Source organism: Acrocarpospora pleiomorpha (assembly GCF_009687885.1).
In the GTDB taxonomy this organism is placed as follows: domain Bacteria; phylum Actinomycetota; class Actinomycetes; order Streptosporangiales; family Streptosporangiaceae; genus Acrocarpospora; species Acrocarpospora pleiomorpha.
In genome coordinates this window covers 87597-103754 of the sequence record NZ_BLAF01000043.1, presented here as the reverse complement: position 1 = coordinate 103754, position 16158 = coordinate 87597, and the positions used below count along the sequence as shown (strand labels likewise).

Genomic DNA, 16158 nt, shown 5'->3' with positions numbered 1-16158 from the left:
CCGCTGCCTGCCCTTGAGCACCCCCGTCGCGGCGACCACCGCACCGACGGCCTCAAACAGGCGATCGGGCCGGCGGGAGCGGGCCAGCCGCCGCCGGAAGTAGGTCAGCAGCGACGGATCGAACGCGGTGTCATATAGCCCCAGCCCGCAGGCGGCCTTCCACCGCAGGTCACACCGCAATGCCTGGACGGTTTCGACGTCCGGCAGCCCGTGCAGTGTCTGCAACACCACCGCAGCCGCCAGGACCTGCGGCGGCATGCTCGGACGCCCGTTGCGCGAGGGATACATGTCCGCGAACATCTCCACGGGAAACAGTGCCTGGCGATGCTCGGCCAGGAACGCGAACACGCTCCCCGCCGGGATCAACTCCCGGCAGGTCTGCCACGCATCCGGCCCGACCAACTCTCCGGCCCACTCACCCTGCACATCAATCACTTTGGCCTCATCCCGGAAGGAACGAGGCCAAAACGCAAGATCTTCAGTGGGCTTCTAGGCCGTGTTTCATAAGCCGCCGGTCGTGATACGGACCAGGCGAACCTCACGCTCCTGCGCGAACGCGGAGTGTTTGATAAGGGACACGAGGCTCGCGTACCACCAGCACATCGTGATCGAGAGGATGTCGTTCGGCGGACCGGGGTCCTCTGTTGTCCCGTGCTTGTCGAGCTCGCGGGCGAACCAGTCGATAAGCGCCCGGGCCGGTCTCAGCCGTATCGCTCGACGAGCGCGTTGCCGATCGAGGCCAGGTGGTCTCGTACACCTGGAGGGCCGGTCACCTCGAGCCATTCGATCAGCCCGGCAAGCTCGCCGGCGAGCGCGTACTCGTTGTAGCCGCGGATCACGACCTCGATGCGGCCGTCGGTCGTGGAACCTCCCACCTCGAGCCGATCGCCGAGCACCATCCGGAGCAGGCCTATCCCGTGGGGCGCGCATACCGCCTGGATCTCGGTAGGCGTTCGCTTGCGGTCGACCTCGTCGGCGATCTCGCGCCAGCTCTCGGCAAGGTCGAAGTCCGCGGGTCGGTGCACGGGATCGCCGGTCGGGTCGGCGGACGACACGCGGTCGATCCGGAAGCTCCGCCGGCCGGCCTCGGTGTTGGAGACGAGGTACCACGACGGACCTTTGGCGACGATGCCCAGCGGGTGGACGGTTCTCTCGGTTTCGGCGCCTTCGCGGTCGACGTAGCCGAGCCGCACCTGGACGCCGCGGATCACCGCGTCTTGGAGTTCGTCCAGGAAGCGAGGTGGTCGGTGCTCGACCCGACTCGACCCCCATCGTTGCGGGTCTATGACCAACGACGACGCTGCTGCCTCGGCCTGCACCCGGAAGGGCTCCGGCAGGGCATGGACGAGCTTGCGCAGAGCTGCTTTCACGGCCGGCGTCGCAGCCGACGCCTGGCCGGCAACCAGGAACAGGGCGCGGGCCTCACTCGCGGTCAACCCGGACAGGTCGGTGCGGGCACCGCCCACGAGGCGCCAGCCGCCGCTTCGGCCCTGCATGGAGTACACGGGCACCCCGGCCATGGCCAGGGCGTCGAGGTCGCGGCGGGCGGTGCGCTCGGAGACCTCCAGCTCTCGGGCGACCTCTGCCGCTGTCACCTGCTCGCGCCGTTGCAGCAAGAGGAGGATGGCCACCAGCCGGTCGGTTCGCACGACGACAACACTTTCACTTAAACCGGTCATGAGGTGACCGGTTTTGGTCGGCAAGATGGCGACAGAACCTCACCGGCGAGTCCCACCACCCACGACCGTATCGACCCTCGGCCGATCAGGGGTGAGCCGACGCCCATCCTCTGGAACCTTCGCCGCCTGATCAACCCGAAACGATAGAGAGGAAATGCAATGTTCAATCCGATCGATTTTCCCAAGCCCACCCTTGTTTCAGTCAACGGTGTGGAGCTCGAAGTCTTCGAAGCCGGCCGACAAAATGCAGGAAAACCCATTGTGCTCTGTCACGGCTGGCCGGAGCATGCCTTTTCTTGGCGCCATCAGGTACCTGTCCTTGCCGCGGCGGGCTACCACGTCATCGTCCCAAACCAGCGGGGTTACGGCAACTCGTCCCGTCCGGCCGAAGTAACAGACTACGACATTGAACACTTGTCAGGTGATCTCATCGCACTTCTCGATCACTACGGATACGAAGATGCCACCTTTGTCGGTCATGATTGGGGAGCAGCTGTCGTTTGGGGACTGACCCTGTTGCATCCAAACCGTGTAAATAGAGTGATCAACCTGAGCGTGCCTTACCTCGAGCGCGGAGAAAAGCCCTGGATCGAATTCATGGAAGATACGCTTGGCGGCGACTTCTATTTTGTCCACTTCAATCGACAGCCAGGCGTCGCAGACGCCGTATTCGAAGAGAATACATTTCAGTTCCTTCGCAACATGTACCGGAAGAACGAGCCCCCCAGAGAGCCTCAGCCGGGTATGGCGTTGATCGATCTCGCCAGGACAGAAACACCACTCGGTGAGCCCGTAATGAGCGACAGCGAACTGGCTGTTTTCGTCTCCGCCTTCGAATCAACAGGGTTCACGGGCGGTATAAATTGGTACAGAAACCTTGACCGCAACTGGCGCTTGTTGGCGGACGTGAACCCAGTCATCCAACAGCCCACACTCATGATCTATGGCGACCGGGATGTAGTCTCGAAGTCTGAAGGACTGACAGATTTCGTACCTAATGCGGAAGTGGTCAGCCTGGATTGCGGTCATTGGATCCAGCAAGAAAAGCCGGAAGAAACAAACCAAGCGATTCTAAAGTGGCTGGACCAGAGGGATGCCACCTAGGAGTGCCCTGAAGATCTTGGCGGTCTTTTCAGACTGGGCTCGGGGATTCAGACTCGGGTCATGATGGGCCGTCGGACGGCTCCGGCCGGGCCTGAGGTGTGGGTCGTGTGCCGGGAGTTGATCCCGGCCGGGAGCGTGTTCGCGTTCCTGGCCGAACATCGGCGGGCGTTGTTCCCGCCGGAATCCTTTGCGGACATGTACGCGCCGGTCAACGGGCGCCCGTCGATACCGCCGGACCTACTGGCTGACGGTGGTGGTGCTGCAAGCGCTGCACGGGCTGTCGGATGAGGAGGCGGTCGCGGCGCTGCGGTTCGATCTGCGGTGGAAGGCCGCCTGCGGACTGGGGCTATACGAGCGAGGGTTCGATCCGTCGCTGCTGACCTATTTCCGGCGCCGCCTCCCGCTCTTCGCATCCGGACCGGATCTTCCAGATCCTCCGGGCGGTGATCGAGCAGACCGGGGTGCTGGCAGGCCGGACCCGGCGGGCGCTGGACTCGGCCGTGCTCCTTGACGCGGTCGCCACCCAGGACACCATCACCCAGCTGGTCGCCGCGATCCGCCTGGTCCCCGGGGTCGCCGCGATCGTCGCGGAGCGCTGCCACGCCCATGATTACACCGATCCGGGCAAGCCGAAGATCGCCTGGGACGATGAACAGGCCAAGGCCGCCCTGGTCGGCGCCCTAGTGGCCGACGCGCTCACTCTGCTGGACCAGCTGACCGGTCAGGACTCCGACGAGCTGGACGAGGGCGCCGCCGGTGCGGTCGGCCTGCCGGCACTGATCGTCGGCCAGGACGTCGAACCCGCAGACGACTCCGACGGCACCGACGGACGCCGGCGGATCGCCCGCCGCACCGCACCTGACCGGATCATCTCCACCGTCGCCCCCGAGGCCCGCCACATTCACAAGAGCCGGCAGCAGCGACAGGACGGCTACAAGGCCCACCTGTCCGTCGAACCGGAGACCGGCTTGTTCACCGCGGTGGACCTGCGCCCCGGCGCCGGAGCCAGCCACCACGAGGCCGCCGTCGCCCCCGATCTGCTCGCCGGTGAGTACGGCCCGCTACAGATCCTGGCCGATGGCGCCTACGCCGCGGGCCGCCCTGACCGCCGCCGGACACCGGCTGCTGATCAAGCCACCCGCGCTCAAACCCGCCGTCCCCGGCGGGTTCACCCTGGACGACTTCAGCATCGACACCAGCATCGGCACGGTCACCCGTCCCGCCGGGCACACCGTCCCACTCGCCGCCCCGGCAGGCCGCTACCAGCAGCGCCGCGCAACCTTCACCGGCTTATGCGCCGCCTGTCCCCTTCACGATCGCTGCACCACCGCCGAGACCAGCCGCATCCTCACCATCCGCCCTCACCATGATCTGCAGGCCGCCGCCCGCCGCCAAGCCGCCACCGACCCCGTCTGGCAGAACGACTACCGGCGCTGGCGACCCATGGCCGAACGCGCCGTGGCCTGGCTGGTGGCCCGCGGCAACCCGCGCCTGCCCTACCGCGGCACCCAAGCCAACGACCGCTGGCTCCACCACCGCGCCGCCGCTCTCAACCTCCGCCGCCTAATCAACCTGGGACTCATCTACATCAACAACACCTGGACACTCATGCCCACCATTCCGTAGTCGGCGGACGGGCCAACTCATGCCGACCCACCCGCCAAGATCTTCAGGACACTCCTAGGGGCGGCGAAGATCGGTTTCTGGGTGTGGCTGACGGGACCTATCGCGAGGTTCGTCCTCGGCCAGCAGGTCATCTCCGCGATCCGCTAGGACTGGTCGCGCGGTTCGTCCTCGGTCTGCCGATCGAGCCACGTGATCCCGATCACGAAGACCTTGCGCCGGTCCTCCAATATGACGTAGATGGCCAGACCCTGATGATGCTCACCAAAGGTATGGGTCCGCATATTCCTCTCGGGAAACTGTCGATTCGCCGGATCCCCGCTCCATGGCTGAAGCTCCAGAAGATCCCAGAGGCGGTCGAAGGATTCACGTGCTTCCTTCGGGGAGCCCTACGAGTTGCGCGACGGCATCCTCGAGTAGCTTGACGTCGTACACGCCTAGAGGCCCAGCCTCGCTTTGACCTCGGCCCGCGAGAGGGCGGGCACGTCCTCGCCCCGATTCAGGCGCCGCGCCTGGTCCAGCATTCTCCGGTGCGCGCCCGGATCGGCCGACAAGCGCGCCAGCGCCCCAGCGTTCCACGAACTCCGTCAGCGGACCCAGGTCCAGACTCTCGGTCGCTTCCGCCATCAACTGGCGGAACTCGCTGTCAAAGTCCCCCACGTCTTCGGGAAGCAGGCCATCCCGGATCGCACGCAGACTTCGCGGCAGAACAATACGAAAGCCCCCGGATGCCCCGTGATCGACTGGTTCGATGTGCTCCGCGCTCATAGGTTCACGGTACTCGGCTACGCAGGTTCGGCGTCACTCCCCGAGGGACTACTGGCTATACGACCACCCTCGCCAGCGCTCCACAACGATCACGACAACAGGACCTTCGGGACGATGATCACGATACTGCCCATAACGCGCCACCAACCGTGCAATCCACTGCCGCCGGATCACGTCGTCCTCAACGATCGACGCCCGCCCATCCGCCCGCACCCACCACAACCGCGTCCAGTCATCCTCATAATGATCAACCAGCAGGCAGACCCGCTCATTGCTCACAATGTTCCGCAACCGCCGAAGATCCATCGTCCGCTTCGGCTTGTGATCGACCGCAAACGCGATCACATCCCCCTCAACCGCGAACACGACGGGCACAAGATGAGGACTCCCCGTCACATCCACAGTGGCCAACTTCGCCGACCGCGCCGCCACAAACCTCTCCCGCGCCACACGTTCATCCACAAGCTAGACCTACCCTCGCCCCAGCCGGACCCCCGCTCTTCACCAGGTCACCCAAGTTCGCCCAGCTCCCCAACTGCCTCGACGATCTGGAACACCAACTTCGGTCAACATCCGAGCTCGTCGTCGGCCAGAACTCAGATTGATCCGTTTGGTGGGTGCCGGACCGTCTCCTGGGGGTGGCATCGCGATACCGAGTGGCGCGATGACCTACGCTGTTGCTACGGTGTACGAGCCGGACAGAGCCGCGGGCAGCTATAAACATGCAGGTCAGCGACTAGATTAACGGGGCCTTAGCTCAGCTGGCAGAGCGCCTGCTTTGCAAGCAGGATGTCAGCGGTTCGAATCCGCTAGGCTCCACCAGCCAAAACGCCGCTTTCCTGATCTAGGAAAGCGGCGTTCGTGCCATTAACGTGCCATTAGCCGGTGGGAACCAGCGCGCCGGCTAGGCCGTCATCGTCGTCATCCTGATCTTTGCGGTCGGCCTCCACGCGGGCGCTCAGGGCATCCGCGATCTTCTGATCTGCTTCTTTCGTCGCGTGCTGGTAGATCAGTGCCGCCCTGTCGCTGTCGTGCCCCATTCGCGCCTTGAGATCGGCCAGGCTCGCCCCCGACTGCGACGCGAGCGTGTTCCCGGTGTGCCTGAGATCATGAAAGTGCAGGCCCTTGACGCCCATCTCCTTGACTGCGTCCGCCCACTTGGCATCTCGCCGGAAGTTGTTGCCACGCAGGAATCCGCCCTTCTTACCGAGGAACACGAAGGTGTCATCAGCGCTGTCCACGTACGCGGCGAGGTGATCGGTCAGCGCCGGAACGATCGCCGAGGGGATGCCGATGGTTCGTCTTCCCGCCCGCGACTTGGGCGGACCGAGCACCATCGCCCCACCCTCCAGTTCGAGAAGCTGTTCCCGGACTCGCACTGTACGCGCCTTGAGATCAAGGTCCGACCGACGAAGGGCAGTCACCTCACCCCAACGCAGACTTGCGAAGGTGGTCAGAAGGATCAACGCGCGGAACCTCTCATCGGCCATCCGATCTGCCAGCTCGAAGACCTGAGAGACAGTCAGAACCGGCCGCTCCGCAGTGTGCTCGTTGTCCGCGCCCCTGATCCTGCATGGGTTGCGAGGAATCATCTTGTCCTCTTCGGCCGCAGTCATCAGAACGGCCCGCAGCAACCTGTACGCCTTTGCTGCCGTCGAGACCGAGACGCCATTGGCCAGCAGGTTCGCCCGCCACGAACGGACCATCTGAGTGGAGAGCTTGCCGACCGAGACAGCGCCGAGGCCCGGCATGAGGTGCCGGTTCAAGAGGTAGGTGTAACCCTCGATCGTTTTCGGACGCAGGCCCGGACGTTCCTTGAGCCATTTACGTGCGTAGTCGCCAAGGAGGATCTTGCCTCGCTCGGGATCTGTCCAGTCTCCCGCGATCATCTGAGCTTCAATGAGGGTGAGAGCCCGATCAGCGTCCGTCTTGGTCGCGTAAGTCGTTTCTCCTGTCCGCAGTTGACCATCGGGAGCCGGATACCGGATCTGGAACCGTCCGGACGGAAGCTTGCGAATGTTGCCGAAACGCCGATGGTTGTCCTTGTTAGCCACTAGGCCGCCCTCCTCTGCTTGGGGATCGTGATCGGGGCGACGGTGCCCGCGAGGACGAATGCGATCAGCGCTGACTCGGTGATCCGGACGTGTCGGCCAACTTTCACGAACTCGACACGCCGTTCCGCGATCAGGCGGCGGACGAAGCGGACGGAGGTGTGCAGTAGGTCGGCCGCCTCCTCGACGGTGAGCAAGGGGTCCACTACGCTGCCTCCTCACCGATTGCCGAAAGATCTTGGCCGTCTGCTTGGGCTTGGAGTTCGGCCATGTGGTTGCGCCAGCGTTGGCGTTCGTGGACCGAGCGCAGGAGGCGGACGCCGATCGGTGTGAGGTTGGCGTCTCCGGCCGGTATCGGCGACCAGATATAGCGGTGTGGGTCCATCGGTTCGTCGGCGATGCCGAGGGCTTGGAGCACCCAGGTGCGGCGATCCTGCTTGTGTTCGGTCAGGGTCTTGTTCGACCACTTGCGGGAGACCAGGACGCGGCGGCCCGCGTAGCCGAGATGCTCGGGGCTGTGCGCCTTGCCCCGGCAGCGGCCGGGGGTCATGCCCGGTTTGGCGTTCTTGGGCTGGACACCGTAGCGCAGCCAGTTCCCGCAGCTGGCCGAGCATGGTTCCCACCGCAGCGCGTTCATGAGCCGTTCGGCGTGGAGGCGTTGCGCTTCGCCGGCCCCGTCCATGCTCTGGCCGAGGGATTTGGTCAGGTACTTCGACAGGTAGCCGATGCACTGGTCGGCGTCCTTGGTTCCCGCCAGGACGCCTTGAATGTCGGTCTGCACGCCGAAGCGCGCCACATGTACCGGTTCGGCCTCCTCGTCGTCGGCGAGCTGGTCGAGGGCTTCATCCCAGGTCGGCAGGACTTCCCCCGTGGCAGGGTCGAAGTATCCGACGCCATCGGCCCACTCCGGCAGGTCGGAGCCGTTGAAGCGGACCGTATCTAGGGGTGGCCACCACACTTGGTGGTAGGTCGCGGCCACGATCTGACGCAGTTCGGCGCGCGGGAGGGTGCCGCGAATGGCCATGTGCAGGTGTGGTGCCAGCCGCTTCTGTGGTTCGACGGTGGCGAAGTACTGCACGTCGAACCCGGCTACACGGCGGAGGTTCTGGACGAACCGGTCGACCAGCTTGGAGAAGTGCAGCGCGTCCCGGGCCGCCGTCGTGTAGTCGTAGCGGTCCGGATCGACCGGCGCCCCGTCATGGATCTTCCCGTAGGAGGGCAGGGTCAGGGTGAGGAACATCGACGGCCGGAAGCTCTTGCCGTCCGAGGAGTGGAAGACCCGTCCGAGCGTGGTCTTGGCCATCGTGCGCCGGGGCAGATCTGGCGCGTCCTGCCGCCGTCTGGTCGACCTGGACCGTTTGGGAGTCGATCGGCTGACGACGTTGCCGCGTAGTCCGGCCTGGTTGATCTCCTCGTCGAGTTCGACGATGGCCAGATCGATATCCGTGACGTCCTGGCCGGCGCTTGCCGCCCGGTCGCGTTCGGTCTGGAAGCCGGCCCGCTGTTCGACCAGGTGGGTTTGATAGTCGTCGGCCGGGCCGGGGGTGATGGCCGGTTCGTCTTCCAGGTGCCAGCCTTCCCGGCATTGGGCCACCCGCAGATGCCGGTTCCGCTTGGCGCAGGCAGGGCATTTGGTTTCCAGGGTGGCCCCGCACGGCACATCGATGACCTCGGCCCTGCCTGTGATGATGTCGACCCGCCGGAGCGGAACGGGCCGGATGCAGACGCCGTTCTGGACGGCTATCGCCTCGACCACATCCCGGGCCAGCGGCATCGACATGCGGACCGCGCGGGGTGTCTGACGATCGGTGGGGTTGGTCACGCCTCACCCCCGTAGACGCTGAGGATGGTTGCCTTGCTGCCGCATTCACGGCACTCGACCACGCCCCGGACCGGGTACAGCCAGAGGGAATCGAGGGTGCCGCAGGCCGAGCAGCGCAGATCCTCCAGAAAATCGGTCAGCTCAGGCATGTTCGCCGTCCTCTACCAGGTCGGCGTCCAAGCGGGTGTGGTCGCTGTAGGGGTGCGTGGTGATCTTGGCGTCGGCCAGATGCAGGACCCGGACCCCACCCGAGGCCACCAGGTGGACGATCACCAGCTCATCGCGCAGGAGGGTGATCTCGGCGAGGGTGCCGCGCAGAGTCAGCCTCATCGACCCTCACCGCCGCCCGCGAACTGGGCGACCATGTCTTTGATGTCGGTGTCGGAGACGTAGGCGGCGCGGACCCGGACAGGGTCGGGGCTGGTTTCCAGGCGGACGTATCCGACGCCCGCGCCCAGGGCCGGGATGGGTGAGATGTGGTCAGCCAGGGCGCCGCGATCTCGTGCGCCGTCGCCGAGCACCATGTCGACCTGTTCGGATTCGTCCAGCCGGAGGGCGATCTTGTCGGGGAACAGGTTGCGGATGGTGATCACGTCTTTGCGTGGGTCCTGGAGTGCGGCCAGGACGCCGATGCCGACCGCGCGCCCTTGGGTGGTGAGGGTGGCCAGCGCCGCCGTGATGCGTTGCCGTAACGCCTTGTCGGATTGGTAGGCGGTCAGGAACGCCACCTCGTCGACGACCACCAGGACGAACGGGTCATCGGGAGTAGGGGTGTGGGAGCGCTGGTGTCCGGCGAACCGGTCCGCGCGTTCCTGCATTCTCGTGACCGCAGCCTCCAGCAGGTCCGCGCACCCGGCAGGGTCGGCCGCATACCGGGGGCCGAACAGGGCACGCCCGAACGACAGTTCCATGCGCTTGGGATCCAGCGCCCAGATCTCGACCAGTCCGGCCTTCATGGCGGGGAGCAGGCCGCGAATGGTCGACCAGATGAACGAGCCTTTCCCGGCACCGGTGGCACCGGCCACCAAGACATGCGTGCCGTGGACCTTGAGCAGCAGGGGACGGCCGTCTTCTTGGCGTCCGATCTCGACCGGTCCGACCGAGGCCACCGCGGGGACCGGCAGGGCCGGGATGAGGGCCGCCAGTGGGTCGCGGCGGGGAAAGGTCAGGACCAGTCGTCCGGCTTTGGCGATGGTGATGCGGCAGGAGCGGGAGCCGAAGCCGTGGGCGAGGTGGTCGATGCGGTCGGTCCAGTCCTTGACCGTCTGGCCGCCCAGCATGCGGACGTGGACCCGGTCGGCCCAGCCATCACAGGAGACGCGGACGAGGCGAGGTAGGTAGTCACGGCCGCGCAGGTGCCGGCCGAGCCCAGAGACGATCATGACGGGTTGCCAGTGCCGCCGGTAGATCCACAGCCAGCGGGCGAAGGCCAGCAGCCGCCAGCCGACCAGCCGCAGGAAGGAGGGCCGGTCCAGGAACGTCCAGAAGGCAAGCGCCGTTGCGGCGATATCGAGCAGGATGAGCAGAACGCCCCACCCGTAGAACCGCTGTACGGCGGTGAGGGTAGCGGGGATGGCGACAGCGATGGGGTGACGCCACAGGATCCGGATCGTGCCGAGGGTGAGACGCCACAGCCAGATGACGAGGGTGACCACGGCCGGGGTTTTCATCACGGCTGGGCGGAAGACGATGGCGGTGTCGGGGGTGGTGGTGACGAGGTTGCGGGCCTCGTCGCCGGGGAGTTTCTTGAACATTAGACTTCGTGTCCTCTCGGAGCATTCGCGTGTGAGGGAGAACCGGGGGCCGCCGGAAGTTGCCGCTTCCAGCGGCCCCGCCTTGTATCAGGCCGCCGACTCCCGGGGAACCGGCGCCTGGTCGGTGGCCTCGGTGGTCTCGGTGGTGTGGGTGTCGGCCTGGTCGACCTGGTTGGTGTGGATGCGTTCGCAGTCGGCCAGGTAGCGCGAGGCGGCGGTGAAGAGCTCCCGGGCCAGGGACAGGTCCCGGTCGGTGACCGCCACGTCTGCGCTGGTGGACAGGTAGATGTCGGCCTCGCGGGAGGCGAACCAGAGCAACGGCCGCTGATCGTTGACGAGCAAGGCGCGCACCTCCAGATCGGGGCTGGTGAAATGCACGGCCACGTGAGGCTGCTCGTCGGGCCGCATCGACACCGTGACGCTGGTGCACTGGGTGTGGGTCATGCCGAGATCTCCTCAGCGAATCGGTGTTCCAGGGTGCGGGCGAAGGAGGCCGCCTCGCGGGCGAGGCAGCGGGCGAACTCCAGGTCATCGCGGGTGACGTGGTCGGCGGCCGAGGTGGTCAGGAGCACGTGAACGCCCGCGAAGACCAGGCCGAGAACAGGGGTGCGGCGGGGGTAGGTGTGGTTGACGGCCAAGGAGCCGGGACCGGTCTTGAGGCTGATCGCGGTCGTCACGGTCGTCGCGGTCGAGCTCGGGGCCTGACGCCCGCTACTCATGCGGCGTCCTTGGCGTCCTTGTCGAAGGCCGGGGGTTTGGTGGTGGCGCGCGGAGTGCGCATGGTCCGGGCTTTGATCGAGTAGGCCAGGCGGCCGGCGGGGTTGACCCACGGGGTTGCGTTCATGCCGTCGAACTCGACCGGCGTGAACGGCAGTCCCGCCACCGGGGCCGGAGCGACCGGTTCGACCGGGGAGACGAGCTTGACCGAGACGGTCTTGCTGGCGGCTTTGACGGTGGGGTCGCCGTCCATGACCGCGATCTGCCAGAGGAGTTCCCCGCTCTGCTTGTCGCGGGCCTGGACGAACCGGTCGGGGGTGGAGGCGTCGAAGTCTCTGACCTTCTCGACCTCTCCGACGATGTAGCAGCCGTGCGGGAAGACCTGGGTGAAGTGGACGGGGATGGGGCCTTGCAGTGCCATGCAGTACTCCTGTCGTGTGGTTGTCAGCTCGTATTGTCGAGCTGTCTTCGACAGTAGCACACGATTCCGACATCTCGACAAGTCAAGTAGCCGAGAATGCCGGAACTGTCAGGAAATCAACGGACGCCCGAGAGCGGAGGCCACCGGGGATCTAGAGGCGACCCCTAGAGGGAATAGGCGTCTTCCAGCTCGTGAAGATCCCCCGGCAACACGATGTCAACGATCAGGACCGGCCGCCCGCCCCCATTGAACACACTCGCCACCACCCCGAGCACCGGCGCGCTCTTGCGCAGCCCGAGCAACCTCGCCTCCTCGGCCGAAGGCGTTCGCGCACTGAGCCGTTCGGCCACGTGTTCCAGCTTCAAGCCCTTGACCGCGCGCAGATGCTGGCGGATCCCGACACTCAACGGCTCCTGACGCCCCAGATCCGTGCCGTCCGCCAGTTCGAGCGGACACCACACGGTGACCAGCTCCGTTGCCCGGTCAGCGTCGCTGAACAGCAAGCGGCGCATCATCACCGGCGTCTTGTCGACGACGCCCAGCAGTTGAGCAACACCGGCAGGGGCCGGATGCGGGCCGACCGCGACCGTCGTGCCGTCCTCGTCGGCTTCCGGGCGATCCAGCACCGCACGGCCGGGACGGGAGGCTTCCTCCTCGGGAACCGGCCGGGCCGCCTTCACATACGAGCCCTTGCCGTGCTCCCGGTCGATCGTCCCGCGCAGCTGGAGGACTTGCAGCGCCCTAACCACGGTCGGACGGCTCACCCCGAACTCCCGCACCAGCTGGGTTTCCGAGGGAAGGAGTGACCCTGGTGGATAGGTGCCGTCCGCGATCTTCCTGCGGATGGCGGAGACGATCTGGGCGTATTTGGGCGGAGCGTACTCTTCATCCGACGTCATGACGACTTCCCTACAACTCGACTTGTCGTGAAGTCTAGCCATGCCGCTTCGCTATGTCACCCGCCCATCGGGAACCCAACCCACCCGCCGTGAGTTCCCCGCCCCACTCCTCACCCGTGAAACCTCACACATCCCAGTCCGGCCACTTGTCCTCAGACTCCGGGAAACTGCCCAACTGCGCGACCGTGAACACCCACCCTTCCTGACGCAGATACGCGATCGCCCTGCGGATCGTGCCCTTACTGGCCCCGTACTTCTTGACCATCTCCTTTTCGCTGGGAATGGGCTTGCCGATCGGGAACCGGCCCGATCGAATCGACTGAGCCACCGTAGAGGCGATCTTCCGATACCGGGGCATCCCCAGCAGCACCGGCTGTATCTCCCCATCGATGGAAGCGACGTAGTAGCGCTTGCCCCGCGTGCGGACGATCAGGCCCTCCTCGTGCAGTTCCCGCAACGCCAGACGCGCGGTATCCCGAGCCACCTCAAACCGACGGCATAGCTCGGCCTCACTGGAAACCGGCATCCCCGCCGCCAGGTCCCCCGCCTCGATACCGTCACGGAGGATGTTGGCGATCTGCCGGAACACCTTGATCGGAGCGTCCCGGTCGATGTCGACGCAAGTGGCCAGCCAAGAGGGTTGCTCGTCTTTCGCAGGAACGGACACGATCACTCCAATCGCGAAGGCCCCGCGACAGCGAGGCAGGAAGGAACAGGAAGAGAAGAAGAGGGAGGCGCGACATGCCGCGCTCCGAGCGGCAATGCCCCACCACGCCGCACGACCCGGATGTCAACCCGGGGGACGACAGGGTCCCTATCGCGGGTGAGGCAGCCGGTAACCCGGCAACGGCCGCTCCCGACGCACCACGTCGTACCGCAGAGCCACGCGACGAGCAGCCAGACCGACATCCAGCGCCGCATTGACCGCGTAAACGGGCCGCCCGAGAGCCGAGACGCGCCCCGCCGCCCACCAAAACCAGCGGCCGTCACTCCAGACCAGCAGATCAGCCCACACCGACAGAAACGCCACCCCATGCCCGGCATGCAGATCAGTGACGATCCCGTAATGCTGAACCAGCACCGTCCGCAACAACTCCGCAGCCCCACGACCGTCAAGGCCCGCCCCCGCAGACGAACCGCCCCACCAGAGGGAATGCACCAGCCGATCCGACATCAGGGCAACTCGCCGTCCGGCTCAACCGCGCCGCTTCCCTGACACCTCAGGCACTCGACCTTGACGCGAAATCCCGCCGCGCCCCGCCCGGCAACCAGCCCCCGCCGAGGCGTGGCGTACTTCCATCCCCGATTCGAGCAAGACGGACAGCTCCGGTCCGTCGCTTGCGATGCTTGGCTAACCATGGATCCAGGGTTGTCTTTTCCTTACATCCCGCCCATCTCTGCCCGGTATCCCTTGACGTGATGGGTTACTGGACATGCACGATGGATCACGGCCGCTCCAGGATGCGCGAAGGGAACCGCCCCTGATGCCTCAGATCCCCGGATCACTCTGGGAACGGCCCGACATGCTCGCCGCCCTGCGAGCCCGCGACATCGGCCAAGCCTTCCGACTCCTGCGCCAATACGCCGGGTTATCGCAAACGACCATCGGCAGCCTCACCGGCATGTCACAAGGCAAAGTCAGCGAAATCATGAACGGCCGCCAGCAGGTCACGATGTTCGAGGTCATCGAACGCATCGCAGACGGCCTGGAGATGCCAGACACGGTGCGGATGGCGCTGGGCCTTGCCCCCCGAACCGCGCCCCTTGCTCCCATCCCGCCGCGGGATGTCGGCCAGGGTTTCACCCCGCCTAGCGTGGACCTCGTCCAGGCAACCGGCGAGGGGGAAGCGATGCCACAGTCCGGACGAGACCAGCGGCCACGGATGTCTGTGACCATTCCCAACATCCAACTCCGCGCCTGGCGCAACGAACGCCAACTGACCCGGGCCGACATGGCGCGGTGGATCAACGAAACCCCAGTCGGGCGGATCGAACGCCTGTCGGTCACCGAGGAACACGTCCGAGCCTGGGAGGCCGGCGAAATCACCTGGCCCACCTCCCCCTTCCGGCTTGCTCTCACCCAGGCGACCGGCCGCACCCCCGAACAACTCGGCTTCACCCCCGACCGGCAACCTCGATCCATCCTGGTCGAAGGCGTGGTCCTGCCGGATGACGCCCTGCGCGCTGAGGCCGACCTGTACGGAACCATGGAACTGGCTCAGCAACTCCAGGCCTCCGATCTCGGGACCGGCACGCTGGAGGCTCTGGCCGAAGCCGTCGACCTGCTGTGCCGCGCCTACCCGGTCGTCCCCGCCGCCACACTGCGCGATCGGACCAGAAAACGTCTCGCCCAGATCACCCGCCTGCTGTCGGGGCGCCTGACGCTCGACCAGCACCGCGAACTCCTGGTCATCACCGGATGGCTCACCGCCCTCCTGGGCTGTGTGCACTACGACCTAGGGGAACGGGAAGAGGCCGAGACCGCCCGCCGAGCCGCCTACGAGATGGGCCGCCAGGTCGGCCACGGCGAACTCATGGGCTGGGCCTATGAGATGTCGGCCTGGTTCGCCCTCGTCGAAGGCCGCTACGAAGACGTGGTCAAATCCGCCCGCATGGGCCAGGCCGCCGCCGGAACCAGCAGCGCCATGGTCCAACTCACCTTGCAAGAAGCCCGCGGCCTGGCCCGCATCGGCGACCGCCGCGAAGCCGACCGCGCCCTGACGCGTGGCGCCGACGCACTCGCCCTCCTGCCCATCCCCGAACATCCAGACCACCACTTCGTCTTCGACCACGCCAAATGGATGTTCTACGCCGCCACCGCCTACACCTGGCTGGAAGACAACGACCGCGCCGAGGAACACGCCCTGGAAACCATCCAGATGCACACCCGCCCAGACGGCACCTCGAACGCACCCATGCGAGTCGCAGACGCTCACCTGGACCTCGGTATCGTCCACGCCAGACGCGGCGACCTGGACGCAGCAGTGAGCCAAGGCATGGCCGCATTCGACATCGACCGGCGCTCACTCACCGACCTCGTCCACAGAGCCGGAGACCTCGACCGGCTCCTACTCCAGCGATACCGACGAGAAGCCTTGGCACAGGAATTCCACGAACGCTATGTGACCGCCCGCTTCGCGTTGGGGACTCGACGTCCCGAACTTCTCGACTAGCACTTGCGCTCACACTGCCGAATTGGGCCCATAGGTATCAAGGCGGCTTCGCGCCGCGCGGCCCTGCGCTCGGCCGCACGCTGCGCGTGCGGCCTGGAGGCCGTTCTCGCGCGCGACCGTGCTCGGGCCACGTAAGCGAAGATGCGG

Annotated in this window: 21 protein-coding genes, 1 tRNA gene and 1 pseudogene; 6 read left to right on the top strand and 17 right to left on the bottom strand. The window is 65.9% G+C overall.

Going from position 1 to position 16158, the window contains the following annotated elements; translation table 11 throughout:
* Both Aple_RS32680 and Aple_RS32675 read right to left on the bottom strand, forming a co-directional pair.
* On the bottom strand, positions 1 to 426 hold a 426-nt coding region (locus Aple_RS32680), incomplete at its 3' end, for a transposase (protein WP_246264942.1).
* A 275-nt stretch (positions 427 to 701) separates the two neighbouring features.
* Entirely contained in the window at positions 702 to 1649 is a 948-nt protein-coding gene (locus Aple_RS32675) for a helix-turn-helix transcriptional regulator (protein ID WP_155348575.1), read from the bottom strand.
* A gap of 189 nt (positions 1650 to 1838) precedes the next feature.
* Here Aple_RS32675 and Aple_RS32670 point away from each other — a divergent pair, with 189 nt between their 5' ends.
* The 4 genes and pseudogenes from Aple_RS32670 to Aple_RS54870 all read left to right on the top strand — a co-directional run bounded on the left by Aple_RS32670 (position 1839) and on the right by Aple_RS54870 (position 4409).
* Entirely contained in the window at positions 1839 to 2783 is a 945-nt protein-coding gene (locus tag Aple_RS32670) for an alpha/beta fold hydrolase (protein WP_155348574.1), read from the top strand.
* A 250-nt stretch (positions 2784 to 3033) separates the two neighbouring features.
* On the top strand, positions 3034 to 3294 hold the full coding sequence (locus tag Aple_RS54880) for a transposase (protein ID WP_308805528.1): 261 nt from the start codon (positions 3034 to 3036) through the stop codon (positions 3292 to 3294).
* Positions 3227 to 3937: pseudogene (locus Aple_RS54875) on the top strand (transposase); the annotation flags it as partial. The gene Aple_RS54880 and the pseudogene Aple_RS54875, both read left to right, overlap by 68 nt.
* Entirely contained in the window at positions 3861 to 4409 is a 549-nt protein-coding gene (locus tag Aple_RS54870) for a transposase (RefSeq protein WP_246264939.1), read from the top strand. The pseudogene Aple_RS54875 and the gene Aple_RS54870, both read left to right, overlap by 77 nt.
* A 143-nt stretch (positions 4410 to 4552) precedes the next feature.
* Here Aple_RS54870 and Aple_RS32660 read toward each other — a convergent pair whose 3' ends face one another.
* The 3 genes from Aple_RS32660 to Aple_RS32655 all read right to left on the bottom strand — a co-directional run bounded on the left by Aple_RS32660 (position 4553) and on the right by Aple_RS32655 (position 5636).
* The gene (locus Aple_RS32660) at positions 4553 to 4690 is read right to left on the bottom strand and encodes a hypothetical protein (RefSeq protein WP_155348573.1); all 138 of its coding nucleotides are present in this window, start codon (positions 4688 to 4690) and stop codon (positions 4553 to 4555) included.
* 82 nt (positions 4691 to 4772) lie between these two features.
* Positions 4773 to 5174, bottom strand: a complete 402-nt coding sequence (locus tag Aple_RS54865; protein ID WP_246264938.1) for a DUF6247 family protein — start codon at positions 5172 to 5174, stop codon at positions 4773 to 4775.
* A 48-nt stretch (positions 5175 to 5222) separates the two neighbouring features.
* Complete coding sequence (locus Aple_RS32655) at positions 5223 to 5636, bottom strand: TIGR03668 family PPOX class F420-dependent oxidoreductase (protein ID WP_155348572.1); 414 nt, start codon at positions 5634 to 5636, stop codon at positions 5223 to 5225.
* A 284-nt stretch (positions 5637 to 5920) separates the two neighbouring features.
* On the opposite strand from Aple_RS32655, the gene Aple_RS32650 reads away from it, so the two are divergent.
* Positions 5921 to 5996 (top strand) — tRNA-Ala (locus Aple_RS32650).
* 56 nt (positions 5997 to 6052) lie between these two features.
* On the opposite strand, the gene Aple_RS32645 is transcribed toward Aple_RS32650, so the two are convergent.
* The 12 genes from Aple_RS32645 to Aple_RS32590 all read right to left on the bottom strand — a co-directional run bounded on the left by Aple_RS32645 (position 6053) and on the right by Aple_RS32590 (position 14012).
* Positions 6053 to 7228: a tyrosine-type recombinase/integrase gene (locus Aple_RS32645; protein WP_155348571.1), complete on the bottom strand. Its 1176-nt coding sequence runs from the start codon at positions 7226 to 7228 to the stop codon at positions 6053 to 6055.
* Entirely contained in the window at positions 7228 to 7431 is a 204-nt protein-coding gene (locus tag Aple_RS32640) for a helix-turn-helix domain-containing protein (RefSeq protein WP_155348570.1), read from the bottom strand. The genes Aple_RS32645 and Aple_RS32640 overlap by 1 nt, the downstream gene beginning before the upstream one ends.
* Positions 7431 to 9047 (bottom strand): replication initiator, encoded by a 1617-nt coding sequence (locus tag Aple_RS32635; protein ID WP_155348569.1) that lies wholly within the window; start codon positions 9045 to 9047, stop codon positions 7431 to 7433. The genes Aple_RS32640 and Aple_RS32635 overlap by 1 nt, the downstream gene beginning before the upstream one ends.
* Positions 9044 to 9196, bottom strand: a complete 153-nt coding sequence (locus tag Aple_RS32630) for a hypothetical protein (RefSeq protein ID WP_155348568.1) — start codon at positions 9194 to 9196, stop codon at positions 9044 to 9046. The genes Aple_RS32635 and Aple_RS32630 overlap by 4 nt, the downstream gene beginning before the upstream one ends.
* The gene (locus Aple_RS32625) at positions 9189 to 9377 is read right to left on the bottom strand and encodes a hypothetical protein (RefSeq protein WP_155348567.1); all 189 of its coding nucleotides are present in this window, start codon (positions 9375 to 9377) and stop codon (positions 9189 to 9191) included. The genes Aple_RS32630 and Aple_RS32625 overlap by 8 nt, the downstream gene beginning before the upstream one ends.
* Complete coding sequence (locus Aple_RS32620) at positions 9374 to 10801, bottom strand: FtsK/SpoIIIE domain-containing protein (RefSeq protein ID WP_155348566.1); 1428 nt, start codon at positions 10799 to 10801, stop codon at positions 9374 to 9376. The genes Aple_RS32625 and Aple_RS32620 overlap by 4 nt, the downstream gene beginning before the upstream one ends.
* 87 nt (positions 10802 to 10888) lie before the next feature.
* The gene (locus tag Aple_RS32615) at positions 10889 to 11245 is read right to left on the bottom strand and encodes a hypothetical protein (RefSeq protein WP_155348565.1); all 357 of its coding nucleotides are present in this window, start codon (positions 11243 to 11245) and stop codon (positions 10889 to 10891) included.
* A complete protein-coding gene (locus tag Aple_RS32610) occupies positions 11242 to 11520 on the bottom strand; it encodes a hypothetical protein (RefSeq protein ID WP_155348564.1) in 279 nt (92 codons plus the stop codon). Before Aple_RS32610 ends, Aple_RS32615 begins: the two co-directional genes overlap by 4 nt.
* On the bottom strand, positions 11517 to 11939 hold the full coding sequence (locus Aple_RS32605) for a plasmid replication, integration and excision activator (protein WP_155348563.1): 423 nt from the start codon (positions 11937 to 11939) through the stop codon (positions 11517 to 11519). Before Aple_RS32605 ends, Aple_RS32610 begins: the two co-directional genes overlap by 4 nt.
* A 164-nt stretch (positions 11940 to 12103) precedes the next feature.
* The gene (locus tag Aple_RS32600; protein WP_246264937.1) at positions 12104 to 12838 is read right to left on the bottom strand and encodes a GntR family transcriptional regulator; all 735 of its coding nucleotides are present in this window, start codon (positions 12836 to 12838) and stop codon (positions 12104 to 12106) included.
* A gap of 124 nt (positions 12839 to 12962) precedes the next feature.
* Positions 12963 to 13505 carry a GntR family transcriptional regulator gene (locus tag Aple_RS32595; RefSeq protein WP_155348561.1) on the bottom strand — a complete coding sequence of 181 codons (543 nt, stop codon included), beginning with the start codon at positions 13503 to 13505 and terminating at the stop codon, positions 12963 to 12965.
* A gap of 147 nt (positions 13506 to 13652) precedes the next feature.
* Positions 13653 to 14012, bottom strand: a complete 360-nt coding sequence (locus Aple_RS32590) for a hypothetical protein (RefSeq protein ID WP_155348560.1) — start codon at positions 14010 to 14012, stop codon at positions 13653 to 13655.
* Between the two features lie 310 nt (positions 14013 to 14322).
* On the opposite strand from Aple_RS32590, the gene Aple_RS32585 reads away from it, so the two are divergent.
* On the top strand, positions 14323 to 16011 hold the full coding sequence (locus tag Aple_RS32585; protein WP_170321763.1) for a helix-turn-helix domain-containing protein: 1689 nt from the start codon (positions 14323 to 14325) through the stop codon (positions 16009 to 16011).
* Positions 16012 to 16158: the final 147 nt, after the last annotated feature.

Coding starts and splice junctions, on each gene's coding strand:
- Aple_RS32670 (WP_155348574.1), top strand. CDS start 1,839: ATGTTCAATCCGATCGATTTTCCCAAGCCCACCCTTGTTTCAGTCAAC.
- Aple_RS54870 (WP_246264939.1), top strand. CDS start 3,861: ATGGCGCCTACGCCGCGGGCCGCCCTGACCGCCGCCGGACACCGGCTG.
- Aple_RS32660 (WP_155348573.1), bottom strand. CDS start 4,690: ATGCGGACCCATACCTTTGGTGAGCATCATCAGGGTCTGGCCATCTAC.
- Aple_RS54865 (WP_246264938.1), bottom strand. CDS start 5,174: ATGAGCGCGGAGCACATCGAACCAGTCGATCACGGGGCATCCGGGGGC.
- Aple_RS32630 (WP_155348568.1), bottom strand. CDS start 9,196: ATGCCTGAGCTGACCGATTTTCTGGAGGATCTGCGCTGCTCGGCCTGC.
- Aple_RS32625 (WP_155348567.1), bottom strand. CDS start 9,377: ATGAGGCTGACTCTGCGCGGCACCCTCGCCGAGATCACCCTCCTGCGC.
- Aple_RS32620 (WP_155348566.1), bottom strand. CDS start 10,801: ATGTTCAAGAAACTCCCCGGCGACGAGGCCCGCAACCTCGTCACCACC.
- Aple_RS32615 (WP_155348565.1), bottom strand. CDS start 11,245: ATGACCCACACCCAGTGCACCAGCGTCACGGTGTCGATGCGGCCCGAC.
- Aple_RS32610 (WP_155348564.1), bottom strand. CDS start 11,520: ATGAGTAGCGGGCGTCAGGCCCCGAGCTCGACCGCGACGACCGTGACG.
- Aple_RS32605 (WP_155348563.1), bottom strand. CDS start 11,939: ATGGCACTGCAAGGCCCCATCCCCGTCCACTTCACCCAGGTCTTCCCG.
- Aple_RS32600 (WP_246264937.1), bottom strand. CDS start 12,838: ATGACGTCGGATGAAGAGTACGCTCCGCCCAAATACGCCCAGATCGTC.
- Aple_RS32590 (WP_155348560.1), bottom strand. CDS start 14,012: ATGTCGGATCGGCTGGTGCATTCCCTCTGGTGGGGCGGTTCGTCTGCG.
- Aple_RS32585 (WP_170321763.1), top strand. CDS start 14,323: ATGCCTCAGATCCCCGGATCACTCTGGGAACGGCCCGACATGCTCGCC.